Origin of the sequence: Pseudomonas wadenswilerensis, assembly GCF_900497695.1 — a bacterium.
In the GTDB taxonomy this organism is placed as follows: Bacteria; Pseudomonadota; Gammaproteobacteria; order Pseudomonadales; family Pseudomonadaceae; genus Aquipseudomonas; species Aquipseudomonas wadenswilerensis.
This window is the reverse complement of the sequence record NZ_UIDD01000012.1, coordinates 298,863-312,014: the sequence shown is the minus strand read 5'-3', so window position 1 is coordinate 312,014 and position 13,152 is coordinate 298,863. Positions and strand designations below refer to the sequence as shown.

The window sequence follows — 13,152 nt, the reverse complement described above, 5'->3', positions numbered from 1 at the left end:
GTCTGAGTAGGACGGTTCGCGCCAAAAATAAAATTCGAGCTTTTCTGCTGGGGGATCTGGTGATGATTAAGAAGTATCTGTCGATGCTGCTGGTCGGCGTCACGGCGCTGGTCGCGGTAAGTGCCGCCCAGGCGGCCGGAGCCATCGATGACGCGGTCAAGCGCGGCACCTTGCGTGTCGGCATGGACCCTACCTACATGCCGTTCCAGATGACCAACAAGCGCGGTGAGATCATCGGCTTCGAGGTCGACATCCTCAAGGCCATGGCCAAGTCCATGGGCGTCAAGCTCGAGACCGTTTCCACTGCGTACGACGGCATCATCCCGGCGCTGATGACCGACAAGTTCGACATGATCGGCAGCGGCATGACCCTGACCCAGGAACGCAACCTCAAGCTTAACTTCAGCGAACCCTTCATCGTTGTCGGTCAGACCCTGCTGATCCGCAAGGAGCTGGCTGACGAGATCAAGTCCTACAAAGACCTGAACAACGAGAAGTACCGCCTGACCTCCAAGCTCGGTACTACCGGCGAGATGGTCGCCAAGAAGCTGATCGGCAAGGCCAAGTACCACGGCTACGACAACGAGCAGGAAGCAGTGATGGACGTGGTCAACGGCAAGGCCGACGCCTTCGTCTACGACGCGCCGTACAACGTCGTCGCGGTGAACAAGGCCGGCGCCGGCAAGCTGCTGTTCCTCGACAAGCCGTTCACCTTCGAACCGCTGGCCTTCGGCCTGAAGAAGGGCGACTACGACAGCCTCAACTTCATCAACAACTTCCTGCACCAGATCAAGCACGACGGGACCTACGATCGCATCCACGACAAGTGGTTCAAGGACACCGCCTGGCTCAAGGACATGGAATAAGGCCGAGGCACCACGCCCGGCTTGAAACCCGACGCGCAGGCTGGCCCTGCGCGTTCGCTTTTACGGAAGTACCTTCACGTGATCAAACACAAAAAAGCCCAGTGGCCCTGGCACGGGCTGACCGCGCTGGTCCTGATCGGCCTGGCCGTCAGCCTGTATTACGCGACCTCGGTGATTTCCTACGAGTGGCGCTGGAACCGGGTGCCGCAGTACTTTGCCTACCAGGCTGAAGTCGCCCAGCGCGTCGCTGAAAACGGCACCATCGAAGCCATCGTCAGCAAGGGCGACATGGCCAGCGTCACGGTACGTGACGAGAGCGGTGGCGAGCAGGTCTTCGAGGTCGAGCAGGCCAGCGTGCAACTGTCGCGCGGCGACGATGTGGCCGAAGGCGACCTGATCGGCGTTACCCATCACTGGGCCGCCGGCCCGCTGGCCTGGGGCCTGTGGACCACGGTATGGATCTCGGTCGCCTCCGGCGTGCTGGGGCTGCTGATCGGCTTGTTTGCCGGGCTCTGCCGGCTGTCGAACAACCCGACCCTGCGTGACCTGTCGACGGTGTATGTCGAGCTGGTACGCGGTACGCCGTTGCTGGTACAGATTTTCATCTTCTATTTCTTCATCGGTACCGTGCTCAACCTGTCCCGGGAGTTTGCCGGGGTGGCGGCGCTGGCGCTGTTTACCGGCGCCTATGTCGCCGAGATCGTCCGCGCCGGTGTGCAGTCGATCGCCAAGGGCCAGGGTGAAGCCGCCCGCTCTCTGGGCCTGAGCGCTGGCCAGTCGATGCGCCATGTGGTGCTGCCGCAAGCCTTCAAGCGCGTATTGCCACCGCTGGCCGGGCAGTTCATCAGCCTGGTCAAGGACACCTCGCTGGTCTCGGTGATCGCCATCACCGAACTGACCAAAAGCGGTCGCGAGTCGATCACCACCTCGTTCTCGACCTTCGAGATCTGGTTCTGCGTCGCCGGCCTGTACCTGTTGATCAACCTGCCGCTGTCGCACATGGCCAGCCGGCTTGAGCGGAGGCTTGCGCAAAGTGATTGAAGTCCGTGACCTGGTAAAAGTCTTCGATACCCGTGGGCAAGTGGTGCGCGCGGTCGATCACGTCAGCACCGACGTGGCCAAGGGCGAAGTGCTGGTGGTGCTCGGCCCTTCGGGCTCGGGCAAGTCGACCTTCCTGCGCTGCCTCAACGGCCTGGAGTCGTTCGATGAAGGCACCGTGGCCATCGACGGCCTGCAACTGGCTGATCCGAAGACCGACGTCAACGCCTACCGCCGGGAAGTCGGCATGGTGTTCCAGCATTTCAACCTGTTCCCGCACATGACCGTGCTGGAGAACCTGTGCCTGGCGCAGAAGGTCGTGCGCAAGCGCGGCAAGGCCGAGCGCGAGGCCAAGGCCCGGGCGTTGCTGGAGAAGGTCGGCATTGCGCAGAAGGCCAATGAGTTCCCTTCGCGCTTGTCCGGTGGTCAGCAGCAGCGGGTGGCGATCGCTCGCGCCCTGGCCATGGAGCCCAAGGTAATGCTGTTCGATGAGCCGACCTCGGCGCTCGACCCGGAAATGGTCGGTGAGGTGCTGGATGTGATGAAGACCCTGGCCCTGGAAGGCATGACCATGGTTTGTGTCACCCACGAAATGGGCTTTGCCCGCGAAGTGGCGGATCGGGTGCTGTTCTTCGATCACGGCAAGCTGCTGGAAGACTCGCCGCCGGAGGCGTTCTTCACCTCACCCAAGGACCTGCGCGCCCAGGCGTTTTTGCGGCAGGTGCTCTGATACTGCGCGGCGCCTTCATCGCCGGCAAGGCCGGCTCCCACAGGGTCATCTGAGACCCGGTCATTGTGGGAGCCGGCCTTGCCGGCGATGGGGCGGTTCAGAGCTGGAACTTGCCGACCAAGGTCTGCAGATGCGTCCCCAACCGCGCCAGCTCAACGCTGGAGGCCGCGGTCTCTTCACTGGCGGCCGAGGTCTGGTCCGACACATCCCGCACATTCATCACGCTACGGTTGATCTCTTCGGCCACCGCGCTTTGCTGCTCGGCCGCCGCAGCGATCTGCTGGTTCATCGCCTGAATCGAAGACACCGTACGGGTGATGGTTTCCAGCGAGGTGCCGGCGCGACGCGTCAGCTCGACGCTGCTGTCAGTCAGGCCGCGGCTGGCATCCATCACCGTGGCCACTTGCTGGGTGCCGTTCTGCAGGCCGGCGATCAATTGTTCGATCTCCTCGGTGGACTGCTGGGTGCGTTGCGCCAGGCTGCGTACTTCATCGGCCACCACGGCAAAGCCACGTCCGGCCTCACCGGCGCGGGCCGCTTCGATAGCAGCGTTGAGGGCCAGCAGGTTGGTCTGCTGGGCCACCGACTTGATCACATCGAGCACGCTGCCGATCTTGTCGCTTTCGGCCTTGAGCTGGCCCATGGCTTCGCTGGAATGGTTGACCTCGCTGGCCAGGCGCTCGATCTGGGCGATGGCTTCACCGACCACCCGATCACCTTCGCGGGCCTGCTGATCGGCCATTACCGCCGCTTCCGAGGCTTCCTCGGCGTTACGCGCGACTTCCTGCACGGTGGCGGCCATTTCGTTCATGGCGGTGGCCACCTGGTCGGTCTCGACCTTTTGATTGTTGACCCCGGCGCTGGTCTGCTCGGTGACCGCCGACAGCTCTTCGGCGGCGCTGGCGATCTGGGTGACGCCGTCGCCGATGCCGCCGATCAATTCGCGCAGGCTTACGGTCATGCGCTGCATGCTGCGCTGCAACTGGCCCAGCTCGTCACGCCGATCGACCTTGAGGTCGTGGCGCAGGTCGCCACTGGCGACCCGGTCGGCGGCGTTGAGGGTCTGGCGCAGGGGGATGACGATCTGCCGGGTAATGGCCCAGGCGGCCAGCAGGCCGAACAGCAGGGCCAGCACCGTGGCCAGGGTCAGCATCGACTTGGCGTGTTGCGCCTCGTCATCGCGCAGGGTGGTGAGGGTGGTGGTCAGTTGCTGGCTCTGTTCGATCAGGTTCTGGCCCAGCACAACCATCTGCTGCGCGGCCTGCTCGGAGGCGCTTTGCGCGTTGCCGAACTCGACCACGGCGCCGCGGTAGTTGCCCAGGGCGCGGGCGGCCTGGTTGAAGTTGCTGGTGTAGCTGGCTGGCAGCACTTCAGCCAGGGTCTTGAGCTGCGAGGTGGCCTGGTCGATGGCTTGCAGCGCGGTCTGCTGGAACTCGGCCTTGCCGCTGTAGGTGTAGCCACGCACTTGGAAACGCGCCTGTTGCAGCAATTTGCTGGCGCCGACCACACTGTTGAACAGGTTCAGGTCGCTGCCGCTGAGTAGTTGTTGCTCGACCTGGGCGATCAGCGCCGCAGCCTCGTCGGCGCTGCTGCCGAGTACGGCGCGAGCGGCCTCGCGCTGTTGGGCGGCCTTGTCGGCACTGCTCAGCGCCTGGCGGTATTGGCGCACGGCGTCGTGCTGCTGCTCGATACGCCGACGATTCTCCGGCAGGACGATGCGTTGGTCGACCGCTTGCAGTTGGCGCTCTAACGCTGCCAGCGCATTGTTGAGGTTCTGCGCCGCCGCCTCGTCGCCTTTGAGCTGGAAACCCTGGCGGGCGATACGCAGTTCGAGGGTGGCCTGATGCACCTGGGAGATGCCGCCCAGAGTGTCGCCGCGTTCGGTGACACCGTTCAGGCCCTGCCAGCCGGTCAGGGTAATGGCCAGGGTCAGCAGCAGGACCAGGCCGAAGCCAATGCCGAGTTTGAGATTGACGCTCACGTTGCCCAGGTGCTGGGCTAACCAACGGTACATGGTGGGACTCCATTGCGATCGGCAGAGGCGATTATTGTTCTGTTGCCAATGCATCGGCCTGGAGCGGCAAAACTGAAGTCAGAACAGGCGGGCGAGCAGGGCGGTGACCGCCGTCTCCACGCGCAGGATGCGCTCGCCGAGTTGTACCGGGGCAAGGCCAGCCTTGCCCAGCAGGTCGATCTCGTAGGGAATCCAGCCGCCTTCCGGGCCGATGGCCAGGGTAACCGGCTCGTTCAGCCCGCGTGGGCACGGCGGGTACTGGCCGGGATGGCCGACCAGGCCAAGGGTGCCCTCGCTGATGGCTGGCAGGCGGTCTTCGACAAACGGCTTGAAGCGCTTCTCGATGATCACTTCGGGCAGGACGGTATCGCGGGTCTGCTCAAGGCCGAGGATCAGCTGTTCGCGGATGGCCTCGGGCTCAAGGAATGGTGTCTGCCAGAAGCTTTTCTCGACGCGGTAGCTGTTGACCAGGATCACTTTCGGCACGCCCATGGTGGCGACGGTCTGGAATACCCGGCGGAGCATCTTTGGCCGTGGCAGGGCCAGCACCAGGGTCAGCGGCAGCTTGGCCGGAGGCGGCTGGTCGAAGCTGACGCCGAGCTCGGCCTCATGGCCTTCCAGGCGCAGTACCGTGGCCTGGCCCATCAGCCCGCCGATACGCCCGACGCGCAGGGTATCGCCCACCGCCACGCGGTGGATTTCCTGCATGTGGGTAAAACGCCGGTCAGCCAGCACCGCGCGATCGGCCGCGATGAAGTCGGCCTCTTCGAGTAACAGCAGGTTCACGGCTGGGTCGCTGGCGGCTGGTCGTTGTGGTCGTCGGCAGCGTCTTCACGGTGCTCGCTGCGCTTGCGGATCAGCCCGCCAAACAGCACGCCGATCTCGAACAGCAGCCACATGGGCACGGCCAGCAGGGTCTGCGAGAAGATGTCCGGCGGGGTCAGGATCATGCCGACCACGAAGCAGCCGATGATCACGTACGGGCGAATCTTCTTCAGGTACTTCACGTCGACCACGCCGATCCACACCAGCAGCACCACGGCCACCGGGATCTCGAAGGCCACGCCGAAGGCGAAGAACAGGGTCATGACGAAGTCCAGATAGCTGGAGATGTCCGTCATCATCGCCACCCCGTCCGGAGTGGCGCTGGCGAAGAAACCAAAGATCAGCGGGAACACCAGAAAGTAGGCGAAGGCCATGCCGGCGTAGAACAGAATGATGCTGGAGATCAGCAATGGGATCGCGATGCGCTTTTCATGGCGGTACAGCCCTGGCGCGATGAAGCCCCAGATCTGCTGCAGGATCAGCGGAATGGCCAGGAACAGCGAGACGATCATGGTCAGCTTGAACGGCGTCAGGAACGGCGAGGCGACGTCGGTGGCAATCATCGTTGCGTTGGCCGGCAAGTGTTCGCGCAACGGCGCCGAGACCAGGGTGTAGATCTGCTGCGCGAAGGAAAACAGCCCGGCGAAGATCAGGAAGATGGCCGCGACGCAGCGCAGCAGGCGTGTACGCAACTCGGTGAGGTGCGAAACCAGCGGCATCGGCTGGTCGTTTTCCGGAATATCGCTCATGGGGCTCGCGGGGGCTGTGTCGGTTCGGTGGGCGCGCTGACGACCGGCGGCGGGGTTTCGCTGCTGGCCGGGGCTGGCGCCGGGGCGGTTTCGCCATTGGCTACCGGGCTTGCAGGCGGCTCAGGCGTCACGCTGTTGGGGTTGAGGATCTTGCGCGCTTCCTGCTCCATGGAGAGGATGTGCTCGTTATGCAACTGACGACGGATGTCATCGGCGCCGATTTCGCGCTCGACCTCCTGCTTGATCGCATTGAAGCTGCGCTTGAGCCGGCCGATCCACAGCCCGGCGGTGCGCGCGGCACCCGGCAGGCGCTCGGGGCCGAGCACCAGCAGGGCCACCAGGCCCACGAGCAACAGTTCGCTGAAGCTGATCCCGAACATTGATCAATCTTTCCTGATCGGCTCTTCGACCTTGTGGGCCTGGCCTTCGAAGGTCTGCGGCTGGTTCAGCGGCGAAGTGGCCTGCGGCTGGACAGGTTGCGCCGGCGGTGGCGTCTGCTCGTCCGGCTTGGTCTCTTCTTCGTTCATGGCTTTCTTGAAGCCCTTGATCGATTCGCCCAGGTCGCTGCCGAAGTTCTTCAGCTTCTTGGTACCAAACACCAGTACCACCACGACCAGCAGGACGATCCAGTGTTTCCAGTCAAAAATACCCATGGTGCAATCCCTCGAAATAATTCAGTTAGGCCGACGGCTGACGCGCTGCTTTCTCGGCGTGCCCGGACAGGCCGAAACGGCGGTCCAGCTCGTCCAGCACCGCCTGCGGGTGCTGGCCCAGTTGCGCGAGCATGACCATGCTATGGAACCACAGGTCGGCGGTCTCATAGATGACATCGCTGCAGTCGCCGCTATGGGCGGCGTCCTTGGCGGCGATGATGGTCTCGACCGACTCTTCGCCGAGTTTTTCCAGAATCTTGTTCAGGCCCTTGTGGTACAGGCTGGCCACGTAGGAGCTATCGGGCTCGGCGCCTTTGCGCGATTCCAGCACTTCGGCCAGGCGGGTCAGGGTGTCGCTCATGTCAGTGTCCTGCGCTGTAGATGGCATGCGGGTCCTTCAGGACCGGATCGACGGTCTTCCATTCGCCGTTCTCATAAACCCGGTAGAAGCAGCTTTCGCGGCCGGTATGGCAGGCGATATGACCCAACTGCTCGACCATCAGGATGATCACGTCGGCGTCGCAGTCCAGGCGCATTTCATGCAGCTTCTGCACGTGGCCGGATTCTTCGCCCTTGCGCCACAGTTTGCCACGCGAACGTGACCAGTAGATGGCCCGCTGCTCAGCGGCGGTCAGCGCCAGCGACTCGCGGTTCATCCAGGCCATCATCAGCACGCGCCCGGTCTTGTGGTCCTGGGCGATAGCCGGTACCAGGCCATCGCTGTTCCAGTTGATCTCGTCCAGCCAGTCTTTCATCTTCGACTCCAAAACCAGGTTCGATCCGTTGCCGAACCCTTGCGCTAGTGTGCCAGCCAGCGGCCCGGCTGGCTATCGACGCACGATCAGGTAGAGGCCGGCGGCCAGCATCAGCCAGGCCGGCCAGGCAGCCGGAGCGCTCAGGCTGACCGCGCCGGCAGCCAGGGTGGCACCGCCGCCGAGCAGCCCGGCACCGAGCAGGCGCAGGGCCCAGTGATCGCTCTTCTGCTGCCAGGGCGCAGGCGGGTCGGACAGGTGCGGCTGCGACATGCGTTCGAGCAGGTCGCGGGTCATGCCGGCCAGGTGCGGAATCTGTTCGACCTGGCCATGCAGGTTCTGCAGCAGGGTCTTGGGGCTGACCCGCTCGCGCATCCAGCGCTCGAGGAACGGCTGGGCGGTGCTCCACAGGTCGAGGTCCGGGTACAGCTGGCGGCCCAGGCCTTCGATGTTGAGCAGGGTCTTTTGCAGCAGCACCAGCTGCGGCTGGACTTCCATGTTGAAGCGCCGCGCGGTCTGGAACAGGCGCATCAGCACCTGGCCGAAGGAAATATCCTTTAACGGTTTTTCGAAGATCGGCTCGCACACGGTACGGATCGCCGCTTCGAATTCATTCAGCTTGGTCTGCGCCGGTACCCAGCCCGAGTCGATGTGCAACTGGGCGACGCGGCGGTAGTCACGCTTGAAGAAGGCGAACAGGTTGCGCGCCAGGTAGTCCTGGTCCTCGGGGGTCAGGCTGCCGACGATGCCGCAGTCGATGGCGATGTACTGCGGGCTCCACGGCTTGACGGTGCTGACGAAAATGTTGCCCGGGTGCATGTCGGCGTGGAAGAAGCTGTCGCGAAACACCTGGGTGAAGAAGATCTCCACGCCACGCTCGGCGAGCAGCTTCATGTCGGTGCGCTGGTCGGCCAGGGTCGCCAGGTCAGTGACCTGGATGCCGTAGATGCGCTCCATCACCAACACTTTCGGCCGGCACCAGTCCCAGTACACCTGGGGCACGTACATCATCTCCGAGCCTTCGAAGTTGCGCTTGAGCTGGCTGGCGTTGGCCGCCTCGCGCAACAGGTCGAGTTCGTCGTAGATGGTTTTTTCGTAGTCGTTGACCACTTCCACCGGGTGCAGCAGGCGCGCATCGGCCGAAACCCGCTCGGCGCCACGGGCAATCAGGAACAGCCAGGCCAGGTCCTGGGCGATGATCGGCTTGAGACCGGGGCGCACCACCTTGACCACCACCTCTTCACCGCTCTTGAGCTTGGCCGCGTGCACCTGGGCAACCGAGGCCGAGGCCAGGGGCTCGACGTCGAAGCGGCTAAACACTTCGCTGATCTTGGCCCCGAGCTGCTCCTCGATCAGGGCGATGGCTTTTTGCGGGTCGAACGGCGGTACCCGGTCCTGCAGCAGCATCAGCTCGTCGGCAATGTCTTCGGGCAGCAGGTCGCGGCGAGTCGAGAGCAACTGGCCGAACTTGATGAAGATCGGCCCCAGGTCCTGTAGCGCCAGGCGCAGGCGCGCGCCACGGCTGAGCTCCAGTTGCTTGCGCGGCAGCCAGCGCCAAGGCATGGCATAACGCAGGCCCATCAGCCACCAGGGCAGGGGCAGGGCGAACAGCAGGTCATCGAGACGGTAACGGATCACGACGCGCTGGATGCGCAACAAACGGCGGACGGCAAGCAGCTTCATGCGTTATCGCTGGTATCAAGGGATCGGGCAAGGCGCTCGATGCGCGCCTCAAGGCGTTCAATATCGACTTTTAGCGTGTCGAGTTCGCTGAAACGGGCTTCGGCTTCGCGCAGGCCTACCAGGGTCCGGGCCTCTTCGGCGAGGTACTCGGAAAGGTTCTGGTTGAGCGCCGCCAGGCCCTGGCGGGTCCAGTTGGCGCGGCTGCGCAAATGACCGCTGAGCAGTTGCGTGGCGACCGGGCCGAGCCAGCGGGAAACTTCGTACTCCCAGTCCAGCTCCAGGTCCTGCAGCACTGCCACCAGGTCGAGCAGCACCGCGCTGTCGCCTTCAAGCTCGACCTGCGGGCTGTGCAGCACGGCGCTCTTGTCCTGGCTCAGGGCCAGGCGCACCAGGCTGCTGGCGGGCGCGCGCAGGGTACAGTCGGCCTCATTGGCCCAGTGCGTGGCGAGCATCAGGCCTTCGTCGCTGGGCAGGATGAACAGCTGCAGGGCCGGCTGGCGGCAGTCGATGGCAATCACCTTGCCGTCGAGCGGGCGCAGACGCGGCAGCGCTGTGCTGTCCAGGCGCAAAACACGGTTGAGGCCGTGTTCGACGCTGGCGAGCAGGCCGGCCAGGAGCATCAGGGCTTGATTCCCCGGTGCAGGGCAACGATGCCGCTGGTCATGTTGTGGTAGGTGACGCGGTCGAAACCAGCTTCGACCATCATCGCCTTGAGGGTTTCCTGGTCGGGGTGCATGCGGATCGATTCGGCCAGGTAACGGTAGCTTTCCGAGTCGTTGGTGATCAGCTTGCCGGCCAGCGGCATGAAGGCAAACGAGTAGGCGTCGTAGACCTTGGACATCAGCTTGTTGGTCGGCTTGGAGAATTCCAGCACCAGCAAGCGGCCACCGGGCTTGAGCACCCGCAGCATGGAGCGGATGGCCTCGTCCTTGTGGGTGACGTTGCGCAGGCCGAAGGCAATGGTCACGCAATCGAAGTGGTTGTCCGGGAACGGCAGTTTTTCGGCGTCGGCCTGGACGAACTCGATGTTGCCGGCCACGCCGCGGTCGAGCAGGCGGTCGCGACCGACCTTGAGCATCGACTCGTTGATGTCGGCCAGCACTACCTGACCGCTGGGGCCGACCAGTTGCGAGAACTTGGCTGCCAGGTCGCCAGTGCCGCCGGCGATGTCGAGGACCCGGTTACCCGGGCGCACGCCCGACAGTTCGATGGTGAAACGCTTCCACAGGCGGTGCATGCCGACGGAGAGCACGTCGTTCATCAGGTCGTACTTGGCCGCCACCGAGTGGAACACCTCGGCGACTTTCTCGGCCTTCTGGCTTTCCGGCACGTTCTTGTAGCCGAAGTGGGTGGTGGGTTCGGCGTGGTCGCCTTTGCGCTGATCGTTCATATCGCTTCACCGGAAAAAATTACTGGCCATTCTAGGGCGTACGGTCGGTTTTGTCTTGGCGGGGTGTGTCGCAGGTGGGGCGCGGGCATAATACAAGTATGCCTTCGAACCCAGGATTGAATGAATGACCCAGATCAGCGTTGAACGCAAACACAACCTGGGCCGCGATGCGGCCCGGCAAAAGGCCGAAGCCCTGGTCGACAAGCTGGCCCGCGAATACGACCTCAAGGCCAGCTGGAACGGTGACCGGGTCGAGGTCAAGCGCAGTGGCGCCAATGGCAGCGTGCTGATTGGCGAGGACAGCATCAAGGTCGAGCTGAAGCTGGGCATGATGCTGTCGATGATGAGCGGGACCATCAAGAGCGAGATCGAGCGGGCGCTGGACAAAGCGTTGGCTTGATTGCGCGTTGACTTCATCGCCGGCAAGGCCGGCTCCCACAGGATTCGTGTGAGCCGGTCTGATCTGGATCAGTTGATCTTGCCCTTAGGGTGAGAATTCTAATTTTTCCCCCTACCTTGTGCTCAAGCCCAACTTCCCTGGGCAGTTCCTCCATTTCCGTTCAGAGCGTGAGGTGCAGAGTATGGCCAAAGTGATCCTGAAGAAAAAAGACGACGCCCAGCGCACGTTGGGTGAGGTGCGCGGCTACGCGCGCAAGATCTGGCTGGCGGGCCTCGGGGCTTACACCCGGGTAGGTCAGGAAGGTGCCGACTACCTCAAAGAGCTGGTCAAGGCCGGTGAATCGGTAGAAAAACGCGGCAAGAAAAAACTCGATGCGCAGGTCGATGCCGCCAACTCCGAGATCGATTCGGTGAAGGGCGAGCTGAGCAGCGTCAAGGGCAAGGTCGAGGTTCAACTCGACAAAATCGAAAAGGCTTTCGACACACGGGTCGCAAGCGCCTTGAATCGCATCGGCATTCCGTCTAAACATGACGTGGAGACACTCTCTGTCAAGCTCGATGAGCTCACGGCATTGCTTGAACGTGTCGCACGTAAACAATAAGGAGAGCGGGATGGCTGGCAAGAAGACTACTGATAAAGAAGGCAGTTCCTGGGTCGGGGAGATCGAGAAGTATTCCCGCAAGATCTGGCTGGCTGGTTTGGGTATCTACTCCAAGATCGATCAGGATGGCAGCAAGGTGTTTGACAGCCTGGTCAAGGAGGGTGAGAAAGCTGAAAAACTGGCCAAGGGTTCGGTCGACTCGGCCAAGGCAACCGCCAAGTCGGCTACCTCGCGCATCAGCGGCGTCAAGGATCGCGCACTGGGCAAATGGGACGAACTCGAAGGTGCTTTCGACAAGCGCCTGAACAGTGCGATCTCGCGCCTTGGCGTGCCGAGCCGCAGTGAGGTCAAGGCGCTGCATTCGAAGGTCGACACCCTGACCAAGCAGATCGAGAAACTGACCGGCGCTTCGGTCACTCCGATCTCGAAAAAACCGGCGGCGAGCAAGCCTGCAGCCAAGCCACTGGCCAAGGCTGCACCGAAAGCGGCGGCGAAACCTGCAGCAAAAACTGCAGCGGCTAAACCTGCAGCCAAGCCAGCGGCGAAAACCGCAGCGGCAAAACCTGCGGCCAAGCCAGCAGCCAAACCGGCTGCAGCGAAGAAACCGGCAGTGAAGAAGCCAGCGGCCAAGCCAGCAGCTAAACCTGCAGCAGCGAAGCCGGCGGCACCTGCGGCCAGCGCTGCACCGGCGCCAAGCCCGGTACCGGTAGCCAATGCTGCACCGGTTACTTCGGCGCCGTCAGCTCCGGCAAGCCCGATCAGCCAGTCCTGATACTGGCTTTATCGCGGGGCAGTGCGGCGACCCGACTTGCCCCGCGATGCTTTCAACCCTCCAGATACCTTAGCGCCAACTGCTCGGCTGCATGCCGCGAGCCCGCCTCCAGGTGCGGCGCCACCAGCATCATCACCTGATACACCACCACCCCTACCTCACCCTCACGGGCCAGCACCCGTTGGTAATCGAGCGAGAACAGCAGCGTCAGGGTGATCTGCTCAACAAGCTGCCCCAACGCCCGCGTATCGCTGAGCACCTGCCCCTGGGCCTTGAGGCTGGCCAGCAGCGCCGCCAGGGTACGCTTGAGCGCGTTGAGCAGGTTGCGCATGCCACGGGCCAGCTTGGGCAGGCGCCCGGTCAGGTTCGACAGGTCCTGGAACAGGAAGCGGTACTGGGCCATGCGCTCGACGATCAGGTGCAGGAACAGCCAGTAGTCCTCGGCATCCAGGCGCACTTCCAGCGGCGGGTCCAGCAGTGGCGTGAGCTCGTCCTCGAAGCGTTCGAACAGCCCCAGCACCAGCGGCTCCTTACCGTGGAAGTGGTAGTAGAGGTTGCCCGGGCTGATGCCCATTTCGTTGGCAATCTCCAGGGTCGAGACATTCGGCTCGCCCTGGTGGTTGAACAGTTGCAGGGCACACTCGAGGATACGGTCGCGGGTTTTCATCCGTTCTACTTG

General features: G+C 63.2%; 17 protein-coding genes and 1 pseudogene. 6 read left to right on the top strand and 12 right to left on the bottom strand.

Annotation, left to right across the window (positions count from 1 at the left end):
* Positions 1-65 precede the first annotated feature (65 nt).
* The 3 genes from CCOS864_RS26195 to CCOS864_RS26185 all read left to right on the top strand — a co-directional run bounded on the left by CCOS864_RS26195 (position 66) and on the right by CCOS864_RS26185 (position 2,634).
* Complete coding sequence (locus CCOS864_RS26195) at positions 66-866, top strand: transporter substrate-binding domain-containing protein (protein ID WP_166675744.1); 801 nt, start codon at positions 66-68, stop codon at positions 864-866.
* A gap of 78 nt (positions 867-944) precedes the next feature.
* Entirely contained in the window at positions 945-1,907 is a 963-nt protein-coding gene (locus CCOS864_RS26190; RefSeq protein ID WP_115089272.1) for an amino acid ABC transporter permease, read from the top strand.
* Positions 1,900-2,634 (top strand): amino acid ABC transporter ATP-binding protein, encoded by a 735-nt coding sequence (locus tag CCOS864_RS26185; protein ID WP_115089519.1) that lies wholly within the window; start codon positions 1,900-1,902, stop codon positions 2,632-2,634. The genes CCOS864_RS26190 and CCOS864_RS26185 overlap by 8 nt, the downstream gene beginning before the upstream one ends.
* 97 nt (positions 2,635-2,731) lie before the next feature.
* Here the strand turns inward: CCOS864_RS26185 and CCOS864_RS28880 are convergent, their stop codons facing one another.
* From CCOS864_RS28880 to ubiE, 11 genes and pseudogenes are all read right to left on the bottom strand, one after another.
* Positions 2,732-3,445 (bottom strand): methyl-accepting chemotaxis protein, encoded by a 714-nt coding sequence (locus CCOS864_RS28880; protein ID WP_010222329.1) that lies wholly within the window; start codon positions 3,443-3,445, stop codon positions 2,732-2,734.
* A gap of 141 nt (positions 3,446-3,586) precedes the next feature.
* Positions 3,587-4,648, bottom strand: a pseudogene (locus tag CCOS864_RS28875) (methyl-accepting chemotaxis protein); the annotation flags it as partial.
* Positions 4,649-4,726: 78 nt separating this feature from the next.
* Entirely contained in the window at positions 4,727-5,434 is a 708-nt protein-coding gene (locus CCOS864_RS26175) for a 16S rRNA (uracil(1498)-N(3))-methyltransferase (protein WP_115089270.1), read from the bottom strand.
* Entirely contained in the window at positions 5,431-6,222 is a 792-nt protein-coding gene (gene tatC / locus CCOS864_RS26170) for a twin-arginine translocase subunit TatC (RefSeq protein ID WP_115089269.1), read from the bottom strand. The genes CCOS864_RS26175 and tatC overlap by 4 nt, the downstream gene beginning before the upstream one ends.
* Positions 6,219-6,602 carry a Sec-independent protein translocase protein TatB gene (gene tatB / locus CCOS864_RS26165; RefSeq protein ID WP_115089268.1) on the bottom strand — a complete coding sequence of 128 codons (384 nt, stop codon included), beginning with the start codon at positions 6,600-6,602 and terminating at the stop codon, positions 6,219-6,221. The genes tatC and tatB overlap by 4 nt, the downstream gene beginning before the upstream one ends.
* 3 nt (positions 6,603-6,605) lie before the next feature.
* Entirely contained in the window at positions 6,606-6,875 is a 270-nt protein-coding gene (locus tag CCOS864_RS26160) for a twin-arginine translocase TatA/TatE family subunit (protein ID WP_115089267.1), read from the bottom strand.
* 25 nt (positions 6,876-6,900) lie between these two features.
* The gene (locus CCOS864_RS26155; RefSeq protein WP_115089266.1) at positions 6,901-7,236 is read right to left on the bottom strand and encodes a phosphoribosyl-ATP diphosphatase; all 336 of its coding nucleotides are present in this window, start codon (positions 7,234-7,236) and stop codon (positions 6,901-6,903) included.
* Position 7,237: 1 nt separating this feature from the next.
* Positions 7,238-7,630, bottom strand: coding sequence for a phosphoribosyl-AMP cyclohydrolase (hisI, locus tag CCOS864_RS26150; RefSeq protein ID WP_115089265.1), 393 nt, complete (start codon positions 7,628-7,630; stop codon positions 7,238-7,240).
* A 72-nt stretch (positions 7,631-7,702) separates the two neighbouring features.
* Positions 7,703-9,310 (bottom strand): ubiquinone biosynthesis regulatory protein kinase UbiB, encoded by a 1,608-nt coding sequence (gene ubiB / locus CCOS864_RS26145; protein WP_115089264.1) that lies wholly within the window; start codon positions 9,308-9,310, stop codon positions 7,703-7,705.
* The gene (locus CCOS864_RS26140; RefSeq protein ID WP_115089263.1) at positions 9,307-9,930 is read right to left on the bottom strand and encodes a ubiquinone biosynthesis accessory factor UbiJ; all 624 of its coding nucleotides are present in this window, start codon (positions 9,928-9,930) and stop codon (positions 9,307-9,309) included. The genes ubiB and CCOS864_RS26140 overlap by 4 nt, the downstream gene beginning before the upstream one ends.
* Positions 9,930-10,700 carry a bifunctional demethylmenaquinone methyltransferase/2-methoxy-6-polyprenyl-1,4-benzoquinol methylase UbiE gene (gene ubiE / locus CCOS864_RS26135; protein WP_115089262.1) on the bottom strand — a complete coding sequence of 257 codons (771 nt, stop codon included), beginning with the start codon at positions 10,698-10,700 and terminating at the stop codon, positions 9,930-9,932. Before ubiE ends, CCOS864_RS26140 begins: the two co-directional genes overlap by 1 nt.
* A 124-nt stretch (positions 10,701-10,824) precedes the next feature.
* Between ubiE and CCOS864_RS26130 the strand changes: the two genes are divergently transcribed.
* The 3 genes from CCOS864_RS26130 to CCOS864_RS26120 all read left to right on the top strand — a co-directional run bounded on the left by CCOS864_RS26130 (position 10,825) and on the right by CCOS864_RS26120 (position 12,473).
* Positions 10,825-11,100, top strand: a complete 276-nt coding sequence (locus tag CCOS864_RS26130) for a polyhydroxyalkanoic acid system family protein (protein ID WP_115089261.1) — start codon at positions 10,825-10,827, stop codon at positions 11,098-11,100.
* Positions 11,101-11,281: 181 nt separating this feature from the next.
* On the top strand, positions 11,282-11,701 hold the full coding sequence (locus CCOS864_RS26125; RefSeq protein ID WP_115089260.1) for a phasin family protein: 420 nt from the start codon (positions 11,282-11,284) through the stop codon (positions 11,699-11,701).
* Between the two features lie 10 nt (positions 11,702-11,711).
* Positions 11,712-12,473: a phasin family protein gene (locus CCOS864_RS26120; protein ID WP_115089259.1), complete on the top strand. Its 762-nt coding sequence runs from the start codon at positions 11,712-11,714 to the stop codon at positions 12,471-12,473.
* A gap of 52 nt (positions 12,474-12,525) precedes the next feature.
* On the opposite strand, the gene CCOS864_RS26115 is transcribed toward CCOS864_RS26120, so the two are convergent.
* The gene (locus tag CCOS864_RS26115; protein WP_115089258.1) at positions 12,526-13,140 is read right to left on the bottom strand and encodes a TetR/AcrR family transcriptional regulator; all 615 of its coding nucleotides are present in this window, start codon (positions 13,138-13,140) and stop codon (positions 12,526-12,528) included.
* Positions 13,141-13,152 lie beyond the last annotated feature (12 nt).

Excerpts from the sequence above, each read along its gene's own strand:
- CCOS864_RS28880 (WP_010222329.1), bottom strand. The coding sequence starts at position 3,445 with ATGAACGAAATGGCCGCCACCGTGCAGGAAGTCGCGCGTAACGCCGAG.
- tatC (WP_115089269.1), bottom strand. The coding sequence starts at position 6,222 with ATGAGCGATATTCCGGAAAACGACCAGCCGATGCCGCTGGTTTCGCAC.
- tatB (WP_115089268.1), bottom strand. The coding sequence starts at position 6,602 with ATGTTCGGGATCAGCTTCAGCGAACTGTTGCTCGTGGGCCTGGTGGCC.
- CCOS864_RS26160 (WP_115089267.1), bottom strand. The coding sequence starts at position 6,875 with ATGGGTATTTTTGACTGGAAACACTGGATCGTCCTGCTGGTCGTGGTG.
- CCOS864_RS26155 (WP_115089266.1), bottom strand. The coding sequence starts at position 7,236 with ATGAGCGACACCCTGACCCGCCTGGCCGAAGTGCTGGAATCGCGCAAA.
- hisI (WP_115089265.1), bottom strand. The coding sequence starts at position 7,630 with ATGAAAGACTGGCTGGACGAGATCAACTGGAACAGCGATGGCCTGGTA.
- ubiB (WP_115089264.1), bottom strand. The coding sequence starts at position 9,310 with ATGAAGCTGCTTGCCGTCCGCCGTTTGTTGCGCATCCAGCGCGTCGTG.
- CCOS864_RS26140 (WP_115089263.1), bottom strand. The coding sequence starts at position 9,930 with ATGCTCCTGGCCGGCCTGCTCGCCAGCGTCGAACACGGCCTCAACCGT.
- ubiE (WP_115089262.1), bottom strand. The coding sequence starts at position 10,700 with ATGAACGATCAGCGCAAAGGCGACCACGCCGAACCCACCACCCACTTC.
- CCOS864_RS26130 (WP_115089261.1), top strand. The coding sequence starts at position 10,825 with ATGACCCAGATCAGCGTTGAACGCAAACACAACCTGGGCCGCGATGCG.
- CCOS864_RS26125 (WP_115089260.1), top strand. The coding sequence starts at position 11,282 with ATGGCCAAAGTGATCCTGAAGAAAAAAGACGACGCCCAGCGCACGTTG.
- CCOS864_RS26120 (WP_115089259.1), top strand. The coding sequence starts at position 11,712 with ATGGCTGGCAAGAAGACTACTGATAAAGAAGGCAGTTCCTGGGTCGGG.
- CCOS864_RS26115 (WP_115089258.1), bottom strand. The coding sequence starts at position 13,140 with ATGAAAACCCGCGACCGTATCCTCGAGTGTGCCCTGCAACTGTTCAAC.